Annotated in this window: 15 protein-coding genes and 1 tRNA gene; 4 read left to right on the forward strand and 12 right to left on the reverse strand. The window is 75.4% G+C overall.

Annotated features, from left to right (window positions below):
- Window positions 1–191: 191 nt before the first annotated feature.
- From ACIGFK_RS26575 to ACIGFK_RS26610, 8 genes are read right to left on the reverse strand one after another with little or no spacing between them, the layout of a single operon-like run.
- Window positions 192–1,523 (reverse strand): protein kinase, encoded by a 1,332-nt coding sequence (locus tag ACIGFK_RS26575; protein ID WP_376659382.1) that lies wholly within the window; start codon window positions 1,521–1,523, stop codon window positions 192–194.
- The gene (locus tag ACIGFK_RS26580; RefSeq protein WP_376659381.1) at window positions 1,520–2,539 is read right to left on the reverse strand and encodes a protein phosphatase 2C domain-containing protein; all 1,020 of its coding nucleotides are present in this window, start codon (window positions 2,537–2,539) and stop codon (window positions 1,520–1,522) included. Before ACIGFK_RS26580 ends, ACIGFK_RS26575 begins: the two co-directional genes overlap by 4 nt.
- Before the next feature lie 8 nt (window positions 2,540–2,547).
- Complete coding sequence (locus ACIGFK_RS26585; RefSeq protein ID WP_376659386.1) at window positions 2,548–3,210, reverse strand: tellurium resistance protein; 663 nt, start codon at window positions 3,208–3,210, stop codon at window positions 2,548–2,550.
- Window positions 3,211–3,246: 36 nt separating this feature from the next.
- On the reverse strand, window positions 3,247–3,375 hold the full coding sequence (locus ACIGFK_RS26590) for a hypothetical protein (RefSeq protein WP_376659380.1): 129 nt from the start codon (window positions 3,373–3,375) through the stop codon (window positions 3,247–3,249).
- A complete protein-coding gene (locus tag ACIGFK_RS26595; protein WP_376659379.1) occupies window positions 3,372–5,015 on the reverse strand; it encodes a hypothetical protein in 1,644 nt (547 codons plus the stop codon). Before ACIGFK_RS26595 ends, ACIGFK_RS26590 begins: the two co-directional genes overlap by 4 nt.
- Window positions 5,012–7,591 (reverse strand): GTPase-associated protein 1-related protein, encoded by a 2,580-nt coding sequence (locus ACIGFK_RS26600; protein WP_400053841.1) that lies wholly within the window; start codon window positions 7,589–7,591, stop codon window positions 5,012–5,014. Before ACIGFK_RS26600 ends, ACIGFK_RS26595 begins: the two co-directional genes overlap by 4 nt.
- Window positions 7,588–8,874: a hypothetical protein gene (locus tag ACIGFK_RS26605; RefSeq protein ID WP_376659377.1), complete on the reverse strand. Its 1,287-nt coding sequence runs from the start codon at window positions 8,872–8,874 to the stop codon at window positions 7,588–7,590. Before ACIGFK_RS26605 ends, ACIGFK_RS26600 begins: the two co-directional genes overlap by 4 nt.
- A gap of 1 nt (window position 8,875) precedes the next feature.
- Window positions 8,876–11,215: a hypothetical protein gene (locus tag ACIGFK_RS26610; RefSeq protein ID WP_400053844.1), complete on the reverse strand. Its 2,340-nt coding sequence runs from the start codon at window positions 11,213–11,215 to the stop codon at window positions 8,876–8,878.
- Between the two features lie 185 nt (window positions 11,216–11,400).
- On the opposite strand from ACIGFK_RS26610, the gene ACIGFK_RS26615 reads away from it, so the two are divergent.
- On the forward strand, window positions 11,401–13,461 hold the full coding sequence (locus ACIGFK_RS26615; RefSeq protein WP_400053846.1) for a phosphocholine-specific phospholipase C: 2,061 nt from the start codon (window positions 11,401–11,403) through the stop codon (window positions 13,459–13,461).
- Here the strand turns inward: ACIGFK_RS26615 and ACIGFK_RS26620 are convergent.
- A complete protein-coding gene (locus tag ACIGFK_RS26620; protein ID WP_400053848.1) occupies window positions 13,448–14,155 on the reverse strand; it encodes a hypothetical protein in 708 nt (235 codons plus the stop codon). The two genes, ACIGFK_RS26615 and ACIGFK_RS26620, sit on opposite strands and share 14 nt — an antisense overlap.
- Window positions 14,156–14,228: 73 nt before the next feature.
- Here ACIGFK_RS26620 and ACIGFK_RS26625 point away from each other — a divergent pair, with 73 nt between their 5' ends.
- Window positions 14,229–14,984: an alpha/beta fold hydrolase gene (locus ACIGFK_RS26625; RefSeq protein WP_376659373.1), complete on the forward strand. Its 756-nt coding sequence runs from the start codon at window positions 14,229–14,231 to the stop codon at window positions 14,982–14,984.
- A 72-nt stretch (window positions 14,985–15,056) separates the two neighbouring features.
- On the opposite strand, the gene ACIGFK_RS26630 is transcribed toward ACIGFK_RS26625, so the two are convergent.
- Window positions 15,057–15,129, reverse strand: a tRNA-His gene (locus ACIGFK_RS26630).
- Window positions 15,130–15,203: 74 nt separating this feature from the next.
- Window positions 15,204–15,953 (reverse strand): hypothetical protein, encoded by a 750-nt coding sequence (locus ACIGFK_RS26635; protein WP_376659372.1) that lies wholly within the window; start codon window positions 15,951–15,953, stop codon window positions 15,204–15,206.
- Between the two features lie 379 nt (window positions 15,954–16,332).
- Between ACIGFK_RS26635 and ACIGFK_RS26640 the strand changes: the two genes are divergently transcribed.
- Both ACIGFK_RS26640 and ACIGFK_RS26645 read left to right on the forward strand, forming a co-directional pair.
- The gene (locus ACIGFK_RS26640; RefSeq protein WP_400053850.1) at window positions 16,333–17,184 is read left to right on the forward strand and encodes a LysR family transcriptional regulator; all 852 of its coding nucleotides are present in this window, start codon (window positions 16,333–16,335) and stop codon (window positions 17,182–17,184) included.
- The gene (locus ACIGFK_RS26645) at window positions 17,181–18,320 is read left to right on the forward strand and encodes a M24 family metallopeptidase (RefSeq protein ID WP_376659370.1); all 1,140 of its coding nucleotides are present in this window, start codon (window positions 17,181–17,183) and stop codon (window positions 18,318–18,320) included. The genes ACIGFK_RS26640 and ACIGFK_RS26645 overlap by 4 nt, the downstream gene beginning before the upstream one ends.
- 5 nt (window positions 18,321–18,325) lie before the next feature.
- On the opposite strand, the gene treZ is transcribed toward ACIGFK_RS26645, so the two are convergent.
- Complete coding sequence (gene treZ / locus ACIGFK_RS26650) at window positions 18,326–20,077, reverse strand: malto-oligosyltrehalose trehalohydrolase (RefSeq protein WP_400053853.1); 1,752 nt, start codon at window positions 20,075–20,077, stop codon at window positions 18,326–18,328.
- Between the last annotated feature and the right edge of the window lie 100 nt (window positions 20,078–20,177).

Here is a 20,177-nt window from a genome sequence, read left to right on the forward strand (position 1 = left end):
CGCGGGGCGGAGCCGTACCCCTGGCCGCCCTGCTGCGGTCCCTGCCCGGGCTGGTTGATGGTGCCGCCGGCGCAGCCGGTCGGACAGCAGGTCGGCCCCGACGTGCGCCACACACCGGGCTGGCCCTGGCCCAGGAGATCACCCGCCTGCTGGTCTGACCCCCGCCGCGGCGCCGACGGGCGCGGGCCGTCTCACTTCGACCGTACGACGGCCCGCGCCCCGCCGAAATCCAGCTCCAGGCCGGAGCGCAGGGGCACGGTCTGCCCCGGGGCGATCTCCTGCGTGGTGCCGTCCGCCCGGGTGCCCGTCCACGAGCTCCCGGACCGGTTGGCGAGCCCGAACTTCCCCGGACGCTGCGGGTGTTCGGTCAGCTGCGCCACCAGCGTGGCGTCTCCGTAGTCGTGCCGGGCCGGCTCCGGCGCCAGGTGGTGCGCCTGCACCCGCGAGGTGCGGTGCAGCAGGATGTGGTGCTCGGTGCGCGGCGGGGGAGTGGTCAGCACCAGCCGGGGCGGCAGCACCAGCGTGGCGCGGCAGGACCAGCAGCTGCCCGGCACCGCGGACAGGGGTTCGGTCATGTTCTGCTTGCCGCAGTGGGCGCAGTCCACCACCGCGTCGAGCACCGCCCGCAGGGTGTCCCGCCACTGCGATTCGCGCACCCGCGCCGCAGGGTCGCGCAGCCCCGTGGTGAAGTTCTTGACGAACAGGTCGCGCAGCGAGGGCGGTGCCACCTCCCACGTGGCCAGCACCGTCCTGTGCTCCACGGGATCCGGCTCGTTGGAGCGGTCCACCGGGTCGAAGACGAACAGCGGCTGCTTCCCGTACAGCTTGCGCTCGGCAGCCTCGTCCAGGCAGCGGATCGCCAACTCCAGCCGACCCTTGAGCGGGTGGTGGTTCATCAGGAGCATGAACAGCAGCACCGACAGGGAGTGCAGGTCGCTCTGGGTGCCGGGGGAGACCCCCGGGTCCCCGCGCACCAGCTCGGGCGCCATGAACTCCATCGTCCCGGAGATGCCGGTGCTGTCGCCCTCCACCACCGCGTTGTCGTTGTCGCAGACCAGCACCTCCCCGGTGGCCGGGTCGAAGAAGATGTTGCCCCAGGAGATGTCCCGGTAGGCGATCCCGCGCGAGTGCAGCGCCTGGTACGCCTCGACGGTGTAGAGGCAGGCGGCGAGCAGCGCCCGCGGGGACGTCTTCAACTGGCGGCGGAACAGGGCGGGAAGCCCCTTGAAGCGGTCCGGCCGGATGTCCATGAGGTACCCGAAACCGCCGCGCCCGTCGGACACGAAGTCCCGCGGCCACAGGAACCGGTCGTCGTCGAAGTCCCGGTCCACCAGCTGGCGGACGATGTCCTCCTGCGCCGGTGTCGCGCACGTCGGGTAGTACCACTTCAGCGCCCGCTCCCCGGCGGGGGTCCGGACCCGGTACACCTCCCCCTGCCCGCCCGCGCCGAGCAGGTCGCAGACCTCCACGCTCGTACCGCTGTCGGCCGTCAGCCGGGTGCTGCTGTCGAGCATGCCGCTCATTCTTCACTCCTGTACGGGTCTCGCAGGTCTTCCATTTCCACCGGACCCACCGGGTCCACGGCATTCGCCGGGTCCACCGGATCCACGGGGGCCACCGGTCCCAGCGGCCCGGTCAGGGCCACCGTCACGGCCATCGGGTCCGCCGGTTCCGGCGGGTCCACCGGATCCGGCGACGCTCCCCCCGCGTGCCAGGCCGCCACCAGCGTGGTGTCGTCCCCCGAGTGCTGCGAGGCCTTGGCCAGCCACTCCGGCAGCACGGCCCGGACGCACTCGGTGCCCTCCGCCGACAGCCGTTCGTCCAGCCCGGCCACGAACTGCCGGAACCCCCTGTCGGAGGCGAAGCTCTTGGACAGCCCGTCCGTGGACAGCGCGACCAGCCGGGGCGCCCGCGAGGGCGCCGTCACCGGAGCCCAGTGGGTCCGCACCCGCAGCCACGCCTTCCGGGTGCACAGCGACTCCGTCTCGTCGCCCAGATCGGCCTCCTTCGGCGCGAGCGGTACGCTCACCCGCCCGTCCTCGCCGACCAGCGTCAGCTCGCCGTCGCCGAGCTGCCAGGCCGCGAAGACCCGGGGCGTCAGCACGGCGCCGACGAACGTGCTGCCGTACAGCAGCAGCTTCTCCTCGTCCGGCACCGGCGGCTCACCGGGCGGGCTGCTGCGCTCCCAGTTGCCCAGCACCTTCTCCCGCCAGGCGCTGACCAGCTGGCGCGGGAAGGCGTACTCGGCGTAGCGCATCAGCCAGGCCAGGCTCGGCGGCCGTTCCTCGCCCCGGGGCTGGGCGAGCGACGCGAACAGCCGTGCCTCCTGGACGAACAGGTCCACGGCGAACCGGGACCCCAGATGGCTGCGCGAGTGCACCGCCGAGCCGTGGCCGTCCGCCACCGCCATGATCAGCGGGGCTCCGGCCGTGCCGAGGCCCTCCACCTCGTAGTGGTCCTGGTTGCGCGTCTTGTTCACGCCCTGGACGCTGCCGTGCAGCGACTCCCAGAGCGGGGGTGCGGATCCGTCGGTCGGCAAGGGCCCGCTCACCACACGTCGTCATCGTCGTCGTCGAGCGCGGGCGGGGCGTACGGCGGCTGCTTCACGATGGTGTCCGCGGAGCCCGCCATCGGCTGGGAGGCCGCCTTGACCGCAGCCGTCGAGGCCCAGCGGATCGCCGCCGCCAGCTGCTTGGGGCTGTTCGCGTCCAGCGGCTGGAGCTCGGGATTGCCGAGGAACTCCTGGAGCACCGTACGGTCCGCGTCCGCGCCGATCGCGATGGCCACCCGTACGGCCTTGCGGCCCCACGGGGTCGCGTCCACCGCCCGCAGCCCGGCCTTCCAGTCGTCCGTCGGCACCCCGTCGGAGACGAGAGCCAGCACCGGCTTCAGGGCCCGCTGCGGCATCGGCGGCGTGTCCAGTTCGCGCGAGACGAGGTGGAGGGCGTCACCCAGGTTGGTCATGCCGTCCACTTGTACGTCCTGCCAGGTGAACTGCTCGACCGGTACCGGGTCCTGGTGGTGCCAGCGGGCCGTCGTGGAGAACGTCATGGTGCGCAGCAGCAGTTGGGCCGCCGGATTGTCCTGCGCGACCGAGCGCATGGCCGGAACGGCCTCCCTGATCGCGTAGTTGAGCTGGCCGATCTTCTCGCCCTGCATCGAGTACGAGCAGTCGAGCAGCCAGATGAAATGGACGGGCCTGTTCGCCATCGGCCCGCCGGGGATGTCACTCACCGCATGTCTCCTTCAACTCCCGCTCCATTGCGGCACGAACCGCACCAACGCCGCCACCACGGCGGCAGCCGTCACCACGACCGCCACCACGAACAGGGCCAGCATCAGCCGCCGGCCCCGCGCGATCTGCGGTGTAATCATGGGGTCTTGCTCCCTTCCGACGCGATCCGGCCCGGCGCCGGTCCGTGCGCCCCCGGGCCGCCTGCCGCCGGCCGGGCCGCGGCCAGACTCCCGACGCGCAGCCCGCTCCGTGCGAGCAGCCACAGCACCGGCTCCGCCGCCCGCAGCTGCTCGGAGCCCAGTGCGCCCGCCCCGGTCGCCGCGCGGGCGCTCACCGTCCAGTAGCGGGCCGCCGCGAAGTCGTGGCCGATGCTGCGCACGAGGTCGTCGAGGCCGATGCCGCGCAGCCAGTCGTCGACCGGTTCCGCGGGCCGCGGCAGGGTGGTCAGCCGGTCGAGGGTGTCCCGCTTGGTGACCACCGTGGCCACCGCCAGCCGCCCCCGGCGGCCGCTGAGCCCCTGCAGCTCGCCGGCCAGCACCGCGTACGTCTCCACGGGCCCGAGGTCGGCCGGCCGCGCGGCCGCCGCCAGCCCGGGGTCGCCCGCCCGCAGGGAGCGGCGCACGACGGGCGAGGCGAGCACGTCCGCGACGAACAGGATCCCGTCGGCGTGCGCGAGGTACCCCTGCAGCCGCGTGTTGACCGCGTCGCGCAGGGACTCTCCCATCGGGTCGTACAAGTAGAGCAGCCTGCGCCGGAAGCCCCGCCCGACCAGCAGCATCAGCGCCCGGGGCTGCCCGCCCTGGGTCTTCAGCGTCCACCCCGAGTCCTTCAGCTGCCTGCCCAGCACGTTGGCCTCGCGCAGATCCTCCGGCGAGGCGAACTCGACCTTCAGCGACGACTGGTGCGACCAGGACCGCAGGCCCTCCAGCACGGCCGCCATCAGCATGGTCTTCCCGGCCGAGGTGCCGCCGACCAGCGGCAGGTGCACCACCCGGGTGGTGCCGACGGCCGGGGGCAGCGGCCGGTCGCAGTGCGGGCAGTGGGCGGTGAGCCGGCGCCGCCCCGTGAAGACGGTGGTGGGCAGCGCCCGGCCGCAACGGCACACGTGCCGCCATGCACCGAAGCCGCCGGGCCGCAGTGCGCGGTGGGCCGCCCCGCAGCCCGGGCACAGGTGCACGGCCAGCGCGAACGGACGGTAGCAGCGCGGGTAGGGGCACTTCATCCGCACGCCCCGGGCCAGCTTCCACACCCGCTCGGCAACTCGCCCGGCGGCAACGGCGGCGACGGCCGCGAGGGCGACCAGGGCCAGCTGGACGGCGAAGACCGCCGCGATGCAGAGCAGCAGCGCCGAGGCGAGCACCGCGGACAGCACGGCGGCCAGCGCCGTACCGGGGGCGAGCAGGCGCCTCAGCGTCCGGCCGAACCCGCTGTCGGAGCGCATGCCGGTGCGGCCGCTGCGGCCCTGCAGCAGTCGGTCCCGCACCACCTTCCCGAGCCAGTGACGGCTGAGCAGGTAGTGGACGGTGCGGGCGGCGAACAGCGCGGCGTCACCGCAGTCCCGCCACATCTGGAAGGCCCAGTAGGCGCGGTGGGCCGGCTCGCTGCCGGGGTACGGGACGACCCGCTGGTCGGGGGTGAGGCGCTCCCGGGGCCCGAAGGCCCGTCCGGCGGCCCCCAGGGCCAGCCCGAGGAACTGCCACAGCCCGTAGGACAGGCACACGCCGACGGCGACGATCCCGGTGCCGTACAGCAGGCTCCGGATGACGATCCCGGTGTTCACCAGCCGCCTCCCCGGCTGCCGCTCGCATCGCCCCGGCCCCCGCTCCCGTCGCCCCGGCCCGTGCCGTCCGGACCGTCCGAGCGGCGGGTACCGGTTCCCTCCCGGCCGGAGCCGCCCGGAGCGTCCGCGGCACCCGCACGGGAGGTCTCGCCCGCCCCCGGCCGGGAAGAGCCGGAGCGCCGCTTGAACCGGTCCCGCAGGCGTCCGATCGCGCTCGGGCGCTGCCAGGTGCGGAACTCCTCCGCCGGGCGGCCCCCCAGCCGGGCCAGGGCTTCCTCCACCGAGGCGAGCTGCTCCGGAGCCAGCCCCCGCACGACGGGCCGCAGTACCCCCTCGAGCAGGTCCGTACGGGCCTCCTGCCAGACCGGGCCCGCCTGAGGCTGCGAGGACCACGCCGTGAAGCAGTCCGCGACGAAGGCGGGGGCCAGCCGCAGCCGGGCGGTCACCTCCGGCTCCCGCGCGGCCTGCCGGTACGCGGCCAGCAGCTCCGCGTCGTCGCTCTCGATCAGGGCCCGCAGCTCGTGCTCCGGCCGCTCCCCGGCCAGCAGCAGCCGCGCGGACAGCGCCGCGTACGCCTGCGCCTGGGCACCCGGCTCCGGACCCGTCGACCCCAGGTCCAGGGCCTGGCGCACCCAGCCCGGGCCCGCCGTGCCCGCCCGCAGGTTCCGGGCCAGCTCCAGGATCAGCAGCGACGGCCGCAGCGAGGCGGGGAGTTCCTCCTGGAAGCGGGCCAGGATCTCCGGGGCCAGCTCCGCCGCCGCCGGGTCCCCGGCGGGGGCGCCGGCCGCCGCCCGCGCCAGCAGCTCCCAGGTCCCGGCCTCCCGGTGGACCTGCGCGCCGGTCGCCCCGAGCACCATGGCGGCCTCGCCCGCACCCGGCGCCTCCCCGTCCCAGACCAGCCGCATCGCGGTCCGCAGCACCAGCGGCTCCGCGTACAGCGAGACCCCGGACTCGCCGAGCAGCGCGTGCAGCGCGGCCACCCGGTCCGGGGCGGCCGCGACCACCCCCGCGGCCGAAGCGCACATCCGCAGGTGCGGGCGGGCGTCGGCGGCCGTCAGCCGCAGCCCGGTGCGGGCGAACAGCTTCCGCGCCGCGGCCGGATCGCCCGCCGCGAGGGAGTCCAGCCGGTCGAGTACGAGGGCCCGCAGCACCGGCAGCTCCGCGAGCGCCGCCCGCACCCCCGGGCCGTCCACCCGCTCCGGATCGGCGAGCAGTGCGAGCGCCAGCTGCCGGGCCACGTCGGGCAGCAGGTCGGCCGTGTCCGTCCCCAGCACCGAGGCGACCCGCAACAGCCCGGCCCGGTCGCCCGGTTCGGCCCCCGGAGCGCCGAGCGCGGCCCGCAGCTCCGGTTCCAGCGCGGCCGCGAGCCGGGCCCGCGCGGGCCCGCCCAGCGCCCCGGCGGAGGGCAGCTCCGCGGGCACGGCCGGGCCGCGCACCGCCTCGGCGAGGGCCCGCTCCGCCAGGGGCTCGCACACGGCGGCCGGGGCCCAGCCGTCCAGGGCCGCCAGCAGCCGCCCGCACGCGGCGGCCTCGGCCGCGTCCCGGTCCCCGTCCGGGGATCCCGCGCCGAGCGCCAGGGTCAGCGCGTGCAGCCGGGCCCCGTCCAGGGCGTCGCGGTGACCGGCGGTCCAGTCCGCGGCGGCGGCCCGGGCGGCGGAGGCCAGGGGGACGTCCGCGGCGAGGGCGAGCGCGGCCAGGGGGCCCGCGTCGTAAGGGTCGGCGCCGAGCCGGCGGACCTCCGCGAACAGCTCCTGGCGCCGCGCCTGCCAGATCCGGGCCGCGGTGTCGGCCCACGCGTCGGGGGCCACGGAGACGGGGGCGGTCGCGCGCGGCACGTCGTACACCCGGTAGCGGTGCTCCTGCCCGGCCAGGGCCGGGCCGTCCTCGGGGACCACGCCGATGATCTGCTGCCGGGCCAGCTGCGGGCGCCGCGTGTAGGTGGTGAAGGTGAGCCACTGGCCCCGCTGGTGCGGCAGCACGCTGCACGCCAGCATGATCCAGCGGGCCACCGCCTCGCTGTCCGCCTCCACCAGCACGATCTGCGGGGCCGCCGGGTCCTCGCCGAGCCGGCGGACATCGGCGAAGAACCGGGCGAGCCACGGCCCCCGGTCGCTGACGAACCCGGCCAGCCCCACCGGATCGTGCGGCCCCGGAAGCGGCACGGCCGTCATCGCGGGCGCCCCGCCCGCCGGGGTGTCCACGGCCCACTGCGGCGAGCCCCAGGAGGTGATCGGCAGCGCGCCGACGGCCGGACCGGAGCCCGCCTGCTGCGGCAGGTGCACCGCATGGGCGTGGAAGTTGCCCCAGCGGCCGCTGTAGTCGGCGCCCGTGTACACCGAACGGGCCAGCAGCCGGCTCCCGTCCGCCAGCACGCTCAGGCTCAACGCCTGCGGGAAGGAGCCCAGTTCGTCCGGGCCCGGCCGTGGGGGCGCCTCCCGGGGCGGCTCGTAGCCGATCAGCTGCTCCGCCTCGCGCAGCAGCGCGGCCGGCACCCCGGGGGTGACGGCCGTGAACCGGAACCCGGAGCCGTCGGGGCCGGGCGGCGCCGAGGTGTAGTGCAGTTGCGCGAGCTTCACGCCTCTCCCTCCGCACCGCTGCGACCGCCCGAACGCGCCGCGCCGGAAGCCTGCGGCAGCAGCCCGCCGAGGCCCAGCAGCCACAGCAGCGGATCCTCCACGCGCAGCGGCTGCGGACCCGATTTCGGGGCGTCGGCCGGCGCGTGCGCGGGCGGCGGCGAGCCGAGCGCCGACAGCCCGAACAGGGACAGCTGCGCGAAGTCCCGCTCCAGCTGCCGCAGCAGGGCGCCGGAGTCCCAGCCGTCCAGCAGCGAACGCATCTCCTCGTGCACCGCGAGCCGGTCGTCCTCGTCGACCGCGCCGGCCCCGTGGTCCGCGTTGCGCAGCAGCGGGGAGTGCGGGTCCAGCAGCGGGGCGAGGGAATCGGTCTTCGTCACGGCCACGGCCACCGGGGTGGTGACCCGGCCCCGGGAGGAGCCCCGGCCGCGGGCCCGGAGCTGCGCCGCGAGGTCACCGGCGATCTGCTGCGGCGGGGTCTCCACGACGGGCAGCGGCAGCTCGGAGTCGACGGGCAGCCGGTCGCGCACCGCCCGCATCTGCAAGGGGTCGACCAGCATGATGATCCCGTCGGCGGCGGCCAGGTACGTCGTGTACCGGTCCATGGCCTCGGCGCTGCCCAGGTCCTCGCCCGCTGCGTCGAAGAACACCAGCGCGGTGTGCCGGCTGCCGTCCCCGCGCAGCCGGCGGCGCAGCGGGAGGCTCAGCCGGTACAGCAGCGGGTCGTTGAAGCCGAGCGCGGCCGGTCGCGTGGCCTCGGGCAGCCGCAGCCGGTCGTAGAGGTCCTCGGCCATCTCGCGGTCACGGCGCTGGGTCTCGCCGCCCATCGGGGTGAGCGAGGCCCCGAAGGCCCGGCCCACCCTGCCGCGCAGTTCGTTGACCAGGACCGAGACGTACGTGCTCTTGCCCGAGCCCTTGGGGCCGAGCAGGGCGATGATCCGGGTGTCCTGGTCGCAGTAGTCGCTCGGGAAGTCGCTGTGGCACCGCCGGCAGACCCGCACCGGCGTGGACACCCCGCATGCGGGGCAGTCCGCACGGGACCCCCCGCCGCCGAGCGGCAGCTGCCGCGGGATCCGCCCGCCGAGCCCGCGCGCGGCGGTGAACACGGGCCCGCGCATCCGCAGCGCGGGAGGCGCGGCCGGCCCGATGAACTCGGCCCACACCGAATCGAGTTCGGCGGTGCAGGGCTTGCCGCCGCGCACGCCCGTGGGGGACATCTGGCAGCGGTAGGGGAGCTTGGCGGCCGGTGACCGGTCGAAGCAGTAGGGGCAGACGACGGAGGTCAAGTCAGCGCACCACCAGGGAGTGGATCGGGGGCTCTTCGAGCCGGACGGAGGCGGCACGGCCGCCGAGGAGGAAACCACGGACGGCGTACGGACGTCCGGGCGCGGCAGCAGGGTCGATCTCGCGCTCCAACGTCCTGGCGGACGCGAGCTCTTCACCGGTCAGGCGGCACAGGGTCGTACCGCTGGTGGGGCCGGGCGGGCGCTGCGGGTTGCGGCCGCCGCCACGGGCGACCAGCACGAAGCCGGGGAGGTCCGCGGCGCCGCCGGGTGCCCGCACGGTGACCCGCAGGACCGCGGGCCCGCGGCGCAGGCCGCGCCGGGCGCCCGGCAGGAGTTCGTAGGCGATGGCCACGTCGGCGGGCAGCTCGGCCCGCGCGTCGCCGGAGCCGGCGGCGCGTACGGACCGCGCGCCGCGGGGCGCCGCGTACGCCTCGACGTGCAGGGCCGCGGGCGCGACCGGCAGCCGGAGCCCCTCGCGCAGGAACACGCTGCGGGCCACGGCGTGCTCGGTGACCCGGCCGTCCTGCGCGACGGCGGCGGTGACGGTGCCGGCGCCGCCGGGCCAGTCGAAGGTGAGCTGCACCTGCCCGGGCGCGGTACGCCGCACCGCGAGCCCGGTCACCGGGAGCGGAGCCTCGACCAGCACCCCGGGCCCGGCCACGGCCCGCTCCCCGAGCACGGCCACGGCCGTCACGGTCAGCAGCGCCCCGGCCGGCGGCCGCCCGGCCGCGATCGCGGTCACCGGCGTCCCGCGGGGCGGCCCCGCCGGGCCGCCGGTGCCCCGCGCGGCAGTACCGGGCGCATCCGCGGGCGTCCCGGGCGAGCCGCCTCCGTCGTCGCGCCGGCCGGCCCCGGCCGGGGTGATCCAGTCCAGGGCGGGCGGCAGATCGGCCGTCCGCAGTTCCGCGCCCGCAGCGGGCGGGGCAGTCTGCCACTCGACCAGGCGCACCTCGGCGCCTTCCGCACCCTTCACGTGGAAGAGCAGCCCGTGCGATGCGTCGGGGGTGGCCGTCAGTGCGTCCACGGGGGCCGGCCACCGGTGGACGGTGGCCGGGGCCGTCACCGGGGCCGAGAGGACCGCGCGGCCGGAGGGGCCCGGCGCCGGGTAGCGGGCCCGGACCGCCAGTTCGTACGGGCCCGGCTCCAGGCCGTCGAAGCGCACGTCCTGCCCGGCCGCGTCCGCCACCCGGCGGCTCCCCGGCCCGGTCAGGGTCGCCTGCGCGCCGGCCGCGCCCGCCGGGGCGGTCCAGGAGGCCTCGAGCCGGCCGTTGCCGTCGGCGACGCGCAGCCCCGTCACCGCCGGGGCGACGGCCACCGGGGCCCCGATCAGCGGCGGGCCGTCCACCGCGCCGTCGTCCCCGACCGGCAGGGCGACATGGCGCACGCGCACCCCGATCCCGGTGTCCCGGTCCAGGAGGACGCCGTCGCGGGGCCGCCCCGCCACCTCGGCGAGGGGTAAGCCCGCGGGCTCGCCCTGGGTGAGCCGCACCACCCGCCAGGTCCTGCCCCTGAACAGGACCGCGGGCCAGCGCACTTCGACCCCGCCGGGGACGGGGACGGATTCCAGCGGGCCCGGATCGCCCGGCTCCGGCCGGTAGGTGCGGACCAGCCCGCGCACCGCGTGCGGGCAGTCCCCCGCGAGCCGGGCCGCCTCCTCGTACTGGACGGACGCCCGGTCGGGATCGCCCTGCTCCTCGTGGCGCCGCGCCTCGCCGAGTGCGGCGTCGGCGGCCGCGGCCCGGTCGGCCAGCCCGGCGAGCCGGGCCCCCAGGGCCCGGTCCCCGCCTCCCGCCGGCAGGAGGGCCGCCTTCCGCTGGGCCGCGCGCACCCGGCTGCTGCGCCAGTCGTCCTCCAGGCCCTCGGCGGCGGCCCGCTGCCCCGCGTCCAGCCGGGGCAGCGCTGCGACGGCGTGGACCAGTGCGGCGGTCTCGGCCGGGTCGACCCCGAGGCCGGCCGCGGTGGCGGGCAGGTGGCCGGCCGGGTGGTCGTGGAGCAGCCGGGCGAACTGGTAGAGCAGGATCCGCCGCAGCGCCGCCGGGTCCTCCTCCTGGATCCCCGCCAGCCGGTCCAGCAGCCATGCCGCCTCGGGCCGCTCCGACCGCAGTCCGCGCAGCACCCCGGCGTTCACATGGGCGCGCCGGCCGGGCCGCTCGACGCGGAAGACCCCGTCGAGCACCCGTAAGCGGCCGCTCCCGGGGGTCAGAAGTTCACCCAAGTGGCTGAAGCCGAGGGTCTGTTGCGCGGAGACGAGTTCCCCGTACCCTCCCACGAGCGGCGAGAGCGGCAGACCGGAGAGCGCGCGGGCAAGCCCGAGGGCATGCCCGAAGTCGTTCCCGGCCATCCGTTGTGCGCCCCCCGTGCAGTTGTGTGGGAGGTCATTCCAGCAGACAAGCGGGCCGTCCGGGAGAGCTTTCGTTCTCCAGGTGTACGGCGCACCGTCACGAAGTGATCTCCGTCCGGTACCCCGGGGGCGCTGTTCTTGGGGCGCCCCCCGACACCCCCCTCACCCGCAGAGGACGTCACTCCATGACCGAATTCAATCGGCGCAGGTTCCTGCAGATAGCCGGTGGCACTGCCGCCGTCGCGATGCTGGGCGAGAGCATCGCCCGCGCGGCCGCCATCTCGGCGCAGGGCACCACGGGCACGATCCAGGACATCGAGCACATCGTCGTCCTCATGCAGGAGAACCGGTCCTTCGACCAGTACTTCGGGACCATGAAGGGTGTCCGCGGCTTCGGCGACCCCCGTCCCGTCCTCCAGGACAACGGCAAGTCCGTGTTCTACCAGTCCAACGGGACGAAGGACATCCTCCCCTTCAACCCGCAGGTCAACGACCTCGGCATGCAGTTCGTCGAGGGGCTCAACCACGACTGGGCCGGCGGCCACGCCGCCTACAACAACGGCAAGTACGACAAGTGGGTCCCGGCGAAGACGGCCACGACCATGTCGTACATGACCCGGGGCAACATCCCGTTCCACTACGCCCTCGCCGACGCCTTCACGGTGTGCGACGCCTACCACTGCTCCTTCATCGGCGCCACGGACCCCAACCGCTACTACATGTGGTCGGGTTACACGGGCAACGACGGCGTCGGCGGCGGCCCGGTCCTCGGCAACCAGGAGGCCGGCTACGGCTGGAAGACCTACCCGGAGCGCCTGGAGGCGGCCGGAGTGTCCTGGAAGGTCTACCAGGACATCGGCGACGGCCTGAACGCCGCCGGTTCCTGGGGCTGGATCAGCGACGCCTTCCGCGGCAACTACGGCGACAACTCGCTGCTGTACTTCAACAACTACCGCAACGCCCAGCCCGGCAGCGCCCTGTACGAGAAGGCCCGCACGGGCACCGACGTCAAGGCGGGCGACGGCTACTTCGACCGCCTGCGCGCGGACGTCACCAACGGCACCCTCCCGCAGGTCTCCTGGATCGCAGCCCCGGAGGCCTTCAGCGAGCACCCGAACTGGCCCGTCAACTTCGGCGCCTGGTACATCTCCCAGGTCCTCGACGCGCTCACCTCGAACCCGGCGGTCTGGGCGAAGACGGCGCTGTTCATCACCTACGACGAGAACGACGGCTTCTTCGACCACGTCGTCCCGCCGTACCCGCCGGCCTCCTCGGCGTGGGGCCTGTCCACGGCGAGCGTCACCGGAGACCTCTACAACGGGGGCGGCGGTTACGCGGCCGGACCGTACGGGCTCGGCCCGCGCGTCCCGATGATCGTGGTCTCCCCGTGGAGCAAGGGCGGTTACGTCTGCTCCGAGACCTTCGACCACACCTCGGTGATCCGCTTCATGGAGAAGCGCTTCGGCGTGCAGGAGCCGAACATCTCGCCGTGGCGCCGCGCCGTCTGCGGTGACCTGACCTCGGCCTTCGACTTCACCAAGACGGACGCGACCCCCGCCTCGCTCCCGTCGACGGACGCCTACCTGCCGCCGGACCACAACGCGCACCCCTCCTACCACCCGGTCCCGCCGGCCACGGGCACGCTGCCGAAGCAGGAGGCCGGGTCCAAGCCGACCCGCGCCCTGGGCTACAGCCCGTACGTGGACGGCCGGGCCACCACCTCCACCGGCAAGTTCACCCTGACCTTCTCCTCCGGCCCGACCCTCGGCGCGCACTTCCACAGCACCTCGGGCAACCGTACGGACGGCCCCTGGCCCTACACGGTCGAGGCCGGCAAGACCCTCTCGGACACCTGGTCCACGAGCAGCTCCACCGGAAACCAGATCAACCTCACGGTCTGGGGCCCGAACGGCTTCCTGCGCACCTGGAAGGGCCCGGCGAAGAAGGCCGGCCCCGAGGTCACGGCCCGCCACGACGGGGCCACCGGGAACCTGAAGCTGACCCTGGCCAACTCCGGCTCGGCCGCGGTCAACCTCACGGTGACCAACTCCTACAACGGCGCGACCCAGACCCTGCGGGTCGCGGCGGGCGGCACGGCCGCGTACACGGCGGACCTGGGCGCGACGGGCCGCTGGTACGACGTCACGGTCGTCTCCGACGCGGACGCCACCTTCCTGCGCCGCTTCGCGGGCCACGTGGAGACGGGCGCCCCGGGCGTCTCCGACCCGGCGATCAAGACCGTCTGACCCGGTCCTCCACCGCCCGCAGCAGCCGCCGCTCCAGGACCGGGAGGTCCCCGGGGCGGTGGCTGCGCGCATGCCGGAGCAGCAGGTCGCGGGCGGTGTCCGGGACCCGGCGGCGCTTGGGGTGCCGGGTGGTGAACTCCTCGCTCGCGAAGAACCGTACGGCGCCCTCGAGCCCCGCCCGGTCCGTCTCGCGCACCGCCCAGGCCAGCTCCTCCGTCGCCACCCCGGCCAGCAGCCGCCAGGGGCCCCGCTCGGCGAGCAGCCACGCGGCGTCGCGGGGCTCCTCCCGTACGGCGCCCAGCCAGCTGAACACGACGGCCGGCGGCACCCCGCGCGGCGGGCCGGGCTCCTCCTCGCCCCAGGCCAGCGCGGCGGCGTACTCCCGCAGCCCCTCCGGCGCGGCCGCCGCCCACCGGGCACGGTGCCGGGCGGGGATGCCCTCGGGGGAGAGGGGGTCGAGCAGGCGGCGGTATCCGGGCGTGGCGGGAGCCGGGGCCCATCCCTCGTGGCACATGCACTCCATCCCGCCCCCGGCGAAACCGGTGTGCCGTTCGGGCGGCCGCACGGCCAGCACCTCGGCGATCTCGGCGGGGTCGCTGACCGTGTAGCTCCGCGGGTGGTGCGGGTGGCGCGCCCCGTCGCTGCGCGAGAAGTCCCCCATGACCAGCGGCTCTGCGCCCGGTGTCGGTTTCACGGTGTGATGGTAGGCGCGCTGGGCAGAAGGTACGGCGTCGGCAGTCCCCACCCCCGTCACCGAGGGAGAACGCATGGCCATCGCCCACCGCAGGATCGGTACCGGACCCGTCCGCGTCATCGTGCTGCACGACTGGTTCGGGACCTCCGCGAACTGGGGCTCCGTACTGGACTACCTGGACCCCGAGGAGTTCTCGTACGCCTTCCTCGACTACCGGGGCTACGGCGAGCGCCGGGACGTGTCCGGCCGCCACACCCTCGCCGAGATCGCCGACGACGTGCTCGAACTGGCCGACCAGCTCGGCTGGGACACCTTCTCCCTCCTCGGCCACTCCATGGGCGGCAAGGCGATCCAGCAGGTCCTCGTCCGGGCCCCCGAGCGGGTGGAGAAGCTGATCGGGCTGACGCCCGTCCCGGCCGCCCCGTACGAGATGGACGACGCGACCCACGCGCTCTTCTACGGCGCCGCCGAGGACCCCGCCAAGCGCCGCGCCATCCTCGACCTGGTCACCGGCAACCGCGCGAGCCGCCACTGGCTCGACCACATGGTCGAGCACTCCCTGAGCGTCTCCCGCCCCGAGGCCTTCGCCGGCTACCTCGCGAGCTGGCAGCCGCTCGACCTGTCCTCCGCGGTGAAGGGCAACACCGTCCCGGTGCTGGTCCTGGTGGGGGAGTACGACCTCGCGCTCACCGCCGACGTGATGCGGGCCACGTGGCAGGCCTGGTACCCGAACTGCCGGATCGTCACGATCACGGGCTCCGGCCACTACCCGCCGCACGAGACCCCCGTGGCCTTCGCCACCGAGGTCGAGGCCTTCCTGAGGGCGTAGGCCCGGGGGAACCCCGTCGCAAACGCCCGTGAGGGGTACGAGGAAACCTCGTACCCCTCACGGGACCTACAGGGTGAGTGACGGGACTTGAACCCGCGGCCACCTGGACCACAACCAGGTGCTCTACCAACTGAGCTACACCCACCACGAAGGGCGGCGGACCGCCCGTTCGATGTGCATGCACAGCATAGCCGATCAGAAGGGTGGTCCTGCGACCCGTTATTCCGCGACGGCGGCGGCCGGGCGCGCGGTGGTGGCGTGGGTCACAGCGGCCACGGCGAGGGCCCGGACGATCGGGTGCGGGACCGTCCCGTCCCCGTGCAGCTCCGGCTGGAACAGGGTCGCCAGGAAGAAGGGGTGCCCGGGCAGCTCCGCGATGCGCACCTGCCCGTCCTCGTCGTGCCCCGACAGGCGCAGCCCGTGCGCGGCGAGGGCGGGCAGGTGGCGCGGATCGGGGCCGTAGTTGCAGTGGTAGCGCTCGGTCGACCGCTCCGCGCCGAGCGCGGCCTCGGCGAGCGAGCCGGGCTCGGCCCGTACGAGGCCCTCGTGCCCCACGAGCGAGCAGGAGAGCGGCGTGATCAGCGGGTCGGCGGCGCCGGGGTCGTTCTCGGCGTGCGCGGCTCCGGCCAGACCGCACACCGTGCGGGCGTACTCGAGCAGCGTGTGCTGGAAGCCGCCGCAGGTACCGAGGAAGGGGATGCGCTCCTCCCGGGCCACCCGGATCGCGGCCAGCACCCCGGACTCGCTGGCGTAGGGGCTGCCGGGCAGCACCCACATCGCGTCGAAGCGGCTCAGCGTCCCCGCGGCGGCCTCGGCCCCGGCGTCGCCGGTGGGGATCCAGTAGGCGTCCAGCACCAGACCGTCGCGCGCGGCCAGGGCGTCGAGGAGGAGCGGGATGCGGACGTGGGACTTGACGTGCGGGGAGCGGTCGCCGACGAGGGCGATCCGCGCGGTGTGTGCGGTGGTCATGCGGATCATCTTGCGGCGGGAGCCCACTTCACCGCCAACGATGGTTCCTGTACGCGCGATAAGCGCTGCTGATGCATCCCGTGCCCCGGGCCTGCCCGGGGAACGGTGGAAGGGCGGGGCGGGGACCGGCTCCTCGCAGCGGCAGCCCGGGGCGGCCGCCGGGGCCGGGCGCGCGCCGGGGCACCTCCTCGGCCGTCGAACGTTTCCAGGGGTCGGAGGGGAGAGCGGTGGTTGCGTTCGACGCCCTGCGGGCGCCCCACCGCACACGCGACCCCGCCGGCGCGGGGGAACGGGCTGCGGGGGGGGGCGACCCGGCAGGGGTGCCGGGGGCGGGGTGTGCGCGGTGAGCGCCCCGCAGGGGGCACGGCATGCTGGGCGGATGGATCCGCATCTGCTCCGTACCTTCGTCGCCGTCGTCCGGCTGGGTTCCTTCTCCGCCGCCGCGAGGGAGCTGGGCTACACCCAGTCCGCCGTCTCCCAGCACATCGCCGGCCTGGAGGCCGACCTGCGGACCGAGCTGCTCACCCGGCGGCCCGTGGCGCCGACCCCGGCGGGGACGCGGCTGCTGGAGCACGCCGGGCTGCTGCTGCTGCGGCTCGACGCCGCCCGGGCCGACGTGCTGCGGCTGGCCGCCGCCCCGCCCGGCCGGGTCACGCTCGCCGCGTCCCCCCTCTCCGTCGGGCCCCGGCTGCTCGCCGCCCTGCCCGCCACCGGGGTCACCCTGCGGGTCATGCCCCCGGCCGAGGTGCCCGCCGCCGTCGCCACCGGCGGCTGCGACCTGGGCCTGGTCGACGGGCCGGCCGCGCCCAGCGACCCGCTGAGGCTGCCCGACGTGGCCCCGCTGACCGTGACGGGGGTGGGCGAGGAGGAGGTCGCCGTCCTGCTGCCCGCCGGGCACCCCTTCGCCGGGCGGCCCTCCCTGCGGCTGGACGACCTCGTCGACGCGCGCTGGCTCGACGCCCCCGGCCTGTGCACCCCGCCGCTGGACCCCGCCCGCTCGGCCTCCCTGCGCTACGACGGCACCGACCTGCTCGGGCTCTGCGCCCTCGCCGCCGCCGGCCACGGCCTCGTGCTGCTGCCGCGCCGCGTCGCCGAGGCCGCCGGCGCGGGGGTCGCCGTACCGCTGTCCGCACCGCGGCTGGTGCACCGTACGGAGCTGCTCTCACCGGGCAGCCCGACCGGCGCGGCCGCTGCGCTCGCCGGGCGCCTCGCGGCAGGATCACCCGTATGACACGTGACGCCGCATCCAAAGGCCCGGCACCCTTCACGGCCGACGACTACGCCGCCCGGATGGCCTCCGCCGCGCAGACCGCCGCCGACGCGGGACTCGCCGGGCTGCTCATCGCCCCCGGGCCCGACCTCGCCCACCTCACCGGCTACCGCCCCACCGCCGAGACCGAGCGGCTGACCGTCCTCGTCCTGGCCGCCGGACAGGACCCCGTCCTCGTGGTGCCCGCCCTGGAGGCCCCCGACGCCGCCAAGGCCGCCGGCGCCCCGGCGCTGGCCCTGCGGGACTGGGCCGACGGGAAGAACCCGTACGCCGTGACCGCCCCGCTGCTGGACGCCGCCGGCCGCTTCGGGGTCAGCGACAACACCTGGGCCCTGCACCTCCTCGGCCTCCAGCGGGAGTTGCCCGCCACCTCCTACGTGCCGCTCACCGACTCCCTGCCCATGCTCCGCGCGGTGAAGGACGCACGGGAACTGGAGCGCCTCGCGGCGGCGGGGGAGGCCGCCGACGCCGCCTACGAGCAGATCCTCCACGTCCCCTTCGCGGGCCGCCGGGAGACCGACGTCGCCGAGGACCTGGCCGCCCTGCTGCGCGCGCACGGCCACTCCCAGGTCGACTTCACCGTCGTCGGATCCGGCCCCAACGGCGCCAACCCGCACCACGAGGCCGGCGATCGGGTCATCCGGCACGGGGACATGGTCGTCCTCGACTTCGGGGGCCTGCGCCACGGATACGGCTCCGACATCTCCCGCACCGTGCACGTGGGCGAGCCGACCCCCGAGGAGCAGCGCGTGCACGACATCGTCCGCGAGGCCCAGCAGGCCGGCTTCGCGGCGGTCCGTCCGGGCGTCTCCTGCCAGGAGGTGGACCGGGCGGCCCGCGCCGTGATCACCGAATTCGGCTACGGGGACCGCTTCATCCACCGCACCGGCCACGGCATCGGCGTCACCACCCACGAACCCCCGTACATGGTCGAGGGCGAGGAGCAGCCGCTCGTCCCCGGCATGTGCTTCTCCGTGGAGCCGGGCGTCTACCTGCCCGGCCGGTTCGGCGTCCGCATCGAGGACATCGTGACCGTCACCGAGGACGGCGGGCGCCGCCTCAACAACGCCCCGCGCGAGCTCGCGATCGTCGAATAGCCCCCTTACGGGCCCAGGACCACCGCCGATTCGCCCGGTACGTGGATCCGGCCGTCCGGCCCCGGGTGTTCGACCGGCTCCCAGGCGGCCAGCACCCGGACCCCGTTGCGGCCGAGCGCGATCGTCACCGGCTCCGGGGACAGGTTCACCGTGACCCGGACGTCCCCGCGCCGGAAGGTGAGCCAGCGCCGCTCCTCGTCGTACGCGACCCGGACCGCCGCCAGGTCCGGGTCGCGCAGGTCCGGATGGGTGCGGCGGAGCGCGACGAGCGTGCGGTACCAGGCCAGCAGGCGGGCGTGCCCGGCCCGTCCGGGCTCCGCCCAGTCCAGGCAGGAGCGGTCCCGGGTGGCCGGGTCCTGCGGGTCCGGGATCTCCTCCGCCTTCCAGCCGTGCGCCGCGAACTCCCGCCGCCGGCCCGCCCGTACGGCCTCGGCCAGCCCGGGGTCGGGATGGTCGGTGAAGTACTGCCAGGGCGTTCCGGCCCCCCACTCCTCGCCCATGAACAGCATCGGCACGAAGGGCCCGGTCAGCGCCACCGTCGCGGCGCACGCCAGCAGGCCCGGGGAGAGCGAGGCGGAAAGCCGGTCGCCGAGCGCCCGGTTGCCGATCTGGTCGTGGGTCTGGGTGTAGCCGAGGAACCGGTGCGCCGGGGTCAGGCGGCGTTCCACCGGCCGCCCGTGGGTGCGGCCGCGGAAGGAGGACCAGGTGCCGTCGTGGAAGAAGACCCGGGTCATGGTCTTGGCGAGGGCGGCGAGCGGCGCCGCGGCGAAGTCGCCGTAGTACGCCTGCGATTCACCGGTCAGCGCGCAGTGCAGGGCGTGGTGGAAGTCGTCGTTCCACTGGGCGTGCAGGCCCAGCCCCCCGTCGGCGCGCGGGGTGACGGTGCGCGGGTCGCACCGGTCCGACTCGGCGATCAGGAACAGCGGGCGACCGGTCTCCGCCGCCAACGCGTCGACGGCCGCGCCGAGTTCCTCCAGGAAGGTCAGCGCCCGGCCGTCGGCGAGCGCGTGCACGGCGTCCAGCCGCAGCCCGTCGATCCCGTAGTCCCGCAGCCAGGCCAGCGCACTGCCCAGGAGGTACGCGCGGACCTCGTCGGAGCCCGGCGCGTCCAGGTTGACGGCCGAGCCCCACGGGGTGTGGTGCGTGTCGGTGAAGTACGGGCCGAAGGCGGGGAGGTGGTTGCCGGAGGGGCCGAGGTGGTTGTGGACCACGTCCAGCACCACGCCCAGCCCCGCCGCGTGCGCGGCCTCCGTGAAGCGGACCAGCCCGGCGGGGCCGCCGTACGGCTCGTGCACCGACCAGGGCGCGACCCCGTCGTACCCCCAGCCGTGCCGGCCGGGGAAGGAGCACACCGGCATCAGCTCCACGTGCGTGACGCCGAGGGCGGTGAGGTGGCCGAGGCGGGCGGCGGCGGCGTCGAAGGTGCCCTCGGGGGTGAAGGTGCCGACGTGGAGCTCGTACAGGACGGCGTCCTGGAGCCGGGTGCGGGGCGACGGGACGGGCACCGGTGAGGCGAGGGCCGCGAAGTCCACCACGGCCGACAGCCCGTCGGGGCCGTCCGGCAGCCGCCGGCCGCGTGGGTCGGGCCGCGGGGCGGTCTCGGCGTCCAGCAGGAACCCGTACCGGCTGCCGTCCCCGGCCGGCGCCTCCGTGGTCCACCAGCCCTCGCGGGCCGGATCGCGCGCCATGTCGTACGTCGTGTCGTCGACTCGCAAGGCGACACGACCTGTCAGTGGTGCCCACACCTCGAACTGCACGGACGGGTCCCCTCGTCTCCGGCGGTGTCCAGCATGCGTATCGTGCCCATCATTCCGGGCGTGGCGGGGGAGTTCTGGACACTCCGCCCCCGACGGGCCG

The sequence above is a fragment of the Streptomyces sp. NPDC085524 genome (genome assembly GCF_044541755.1).
In the GTDB taxonomy this organism is placed as follows: domain Bacteria; phylum Actinomycetota; class Actinomycetes; order Streptomycetales; family Streptomycetaceae; genus Streptomyces.

Excerpts from the sequence above, each read along its gene's own strand:
- ACIGFK_RS26635 (WP_376659372.1), bottom strand. The coding sequence starts at position 15,953 with ATGACCACCGCACACACCGCGCGGATCGCCCTCGTCGGCGACCGCTCC.
- ACIGFK_RS26590 (WP_376659380.1), bottom strand. The coding sequence starts at position 3,375 with ATGATTACACCGCAGATCGCGCGGGGCCGGCGGCTGATGCTGGCCCTG.
- ACIGFK_RS26645 (WP_376659370.1), top strand. The coding sequence starts at position 17,181 with ATGACACGTGACGCCGCATCCAAAGGCCCGGCACCCTTCACGGCCGAC.
- ACIGFK_RS26610 (WP_400053844.1), bottom strand. The coding sequence starts at position 11,215 with ATGGCCGGGAACGACTTCGGGCATGCCCTCGGGCTTGCCCGCGCGCTC.
- ACIGFK_RS26575 (WP_376659382.1), bottom strand. The coding sequence starts at position 1,523 with ATGAGCGGCATGCTCGACAGCAGCACCCGGCTGACGGCCGACAGCGGT.
- ACIGFK_RS26640 (WP_400053850.1), top strand. The coding sequence starts at position 16,333 with ATGGATCCGCATCTGCTCCGTACCTTCGTCGCCGTCGTCCGGCTGGGT.
- ACIGFK_RS26625 (WP_376659373.1), top strand. The coding sequence starts at position 14,229 with ATGGCCATCGCCCACCGCAGGATCGGTACCGGACCCGTCCGCGTCATC.
- ACIGFK_RS26585 (WP_376659386.1), bottom strand. The coding sequence starts at position 3,210 with ATGGCGAACAGGCCCGTCCATTTCATCTGGCTGCTCGACTGCTCGTAC.
- ACIGFK_RS26615 (WP_400053846.1), top strand. The coding sequence starts at position 11,401 with ATGACCGAATTCAATCGGCGCAGGTTCCTGCAGATAGCCGGTGGCACT.